This window comes from Mycobacterium uberis, from assembly GCF_003408705.1.
GTDB classification, from domain to species: Bacteria; Actinomycetota; Actinomycetes; order Mycobacteriales; family Mycobacteriaceae; genus Mycobacterium; species Mycobacterium uberis.
The window spans coordinates 1-2,075 of record NZ_QAYL01000050.1; the positions used below are offsets into that span (position 1 = coordinate 1).

General features: G+C 59.6%; 2 protein-coding genes. Both read left to right on the plus strand.

Annotated features, from left to right (window positions below; translation table 11 throughout):
* Window positions 1–89 precede the first annotated feature (89 nt).
* Window positions 90–1,436 (plus strand): M20/M25/M40 family metallo-hydrolase, encoded by a 1,347-nt coding sequence (locus tag MUBE_RS14560; protein ID WP_207801725.1) that lies wholly within the window; start codon window positions 90–92, stop codon window positions 1,434–1,436.
* A gap of 31 nt (window positions 1,437–1,467) precedes the next feature.
* Complete coding sequence (locus MUBE_RS14565) at window positions 1,468–1,998, plus strand: YbhB/YbcL family Raf kinase inhibitor-like protein (RefSeq protein ID WP_116541080.1); 531 nt, start codon at window positions 1,468–1,470, stop codon at window positions 1,996–1,998.
* Window positions 1,999–2,075: the final 77 nt, after the last annotated feature.

Sequence of the window (2,075 nt, forward strand, 5' to 3'; positions counted from 1 at the left end):
CTTACCTGGACTTGCCTGGACGGTGGCTGCGAGTCGCGGATAAGACGACGCCGCGTCTGTCGATCGTGGTAGTGGTAGGAAAGGTGACTGTGACAGTTGAGACTCACGTTTTAGTCAGCCCGAGCGATGATGTGGTCGAGGTTGTCAGCAGGTTGATCCGGTTCGACACCACCAACACAGGTGACCCCGCGACTACGCGAGGTGAGGCCAAGTGTGCGCAGTGGATCGCTGCTCAGCTCGCAGAAGTTGGCTACCAGCCGGAATATGTGGAATCCGGGGCACCCGGCCGAGGCAATGTGTTCGTTCGGCTTGTGGGCTCGGATAGTTCACGCGGCGCCCTGCTTATCCATGGGCATCTCGACGTGGTGCCCGCGGAAGTAGCCGAGTGGAGCGTGCACCCATTTTCCGGTGCGGTCGAAGGAGGTTATATCTGGGGCCGCGGTGCGGTCGATATGAAGAACATGGTGGGCATGATGATCGTGGTTGCTCGGCATCTAAAGCAGGCTGGCATCGTGCCGTCGCGAGATCTCGTCTTCGCATTCGTTGCTGACGAAGAACATGGTGGCAGCTACGGATCGCAATGGTTGGTCGACAACCGGCCCGATCTGTTCGACGGTGTCACTGAGGCGATCGGTGAAGTCGGCGGCTTTTCGCTAACTGTACCGCGCCGCGATGGTGGTGAGCGCCGGCTTTACTTGATCGAGACAGCCGAGAAGGGTATCCAGTGGATGCGGTTGACCGCACGGGGGAGGGCAGGGCACGGTTCGATGGTGCACGAGCAGAATGCGGTCACTGTTATCGCCGAAGCGATCGCACGGCTGGGCCGCCACCAGTTCCCGCTCGTGCCGACCGATACCGTTGTCCAGTTTCTGTCCGCAATTAGCCAGGAGACTGGCTTCGAGTTCGACATCGAGTCGCCCGACTTGGAAGGGGCTATAGAAAAACTTGGCCCGATGGCTCGCATGCTGAAAGCCGTGCTGCACGACACCGCAAACCCAACGATGCTCAAGGCTGGACATAAGGTCAACATGGTTCCAGCGACCGCGGAAGCCGTGGTGGACTGTCGCATACTGCCCGGGCGGCAAGCGGCGTTCGAGGCTGCGATCGATGAATTGATCGGTCCCGAGGTGATCCGAAAGTGGATCATGGACTTGCCGCCGTACGAGACTGCCTTTGATGGCAATTTGGTCGATGCCATGAATGTCGCTGTGCTGGCGGTCGACCCCGACGGCCGAACGGTGCCCTATATGCTTTCCGGCGGCACCGATGCGAAAGCGTTCGCGCGCCTGGGTATTCGCTGCTTTGGTTTCAGCCCGCTACGGTTACCACCGGAGTTGGATTTTACCGCGCTGTTCCATGGTGTCGACGAGCGGGTACCCGTCGATGCTCTCAAGTTTGGTGTTGAGGTACTGACGCACTTCTTGACACATTGCTAGTCGCAAAGTATCAATCACGAGAGGATTGCCCATGAGTGTGCCGACTGACCCGTACGTCACGTTGCCCAGGCTGCCGTCGTTTCACCTGACGTCGGACTCGATCACCGACGGCCAGCCGTTGGCTACGCCTCAAATCAGTGGAATCATGGGCGCAGGGGGAGCAGACGTCAGCCCGCACCTGAGCTGGTCGGGATTCCCGACCAAGACCCACAGCTTTGCGGTCACCGTCTATGACCCCGACGCACCGACCTTGTCCGGGTTTTGGCACTGGGCGGTGGTTAACCTGCCTGCAGACGTCACCGAATTGCCAGCGGGTGTGGGTGATGGCGGTGAACTCCCGGGCGGGGCGTTGACGTTGGTAAATGATGCGGGCATGCGCCGTTATGTTGGCGCCGCCCCGCCGCCTGGCCACGGTGTGCATCGCTATTACGTCGCGGTGCATGCTGTGCGGGTTGAAAAGCTCAATCTCAGCGCGGACGCAAGTCCAGCTTTTCTGGGATTCAATCTGTTCCAGCACGCAATCGCTCGCGCCGTCATCCACGGTACCTATGAACAGCATTAATCACTAATAAGGACGTAACCGGGTTGGTGCTGACGTTTGAGGGTGTGTTCGAGTCGGGAGATGTTGTTGGGCTCGGC

Coding starts and splice junctions, on each gene's coding strand:
- MUBE_RS14565 (WP_116541080.1), top strand. CDS start 1,468: ATGAGTGTGCCGACTGACCCGTACGTCACGTTGCCCAGGCTGCCGTCG.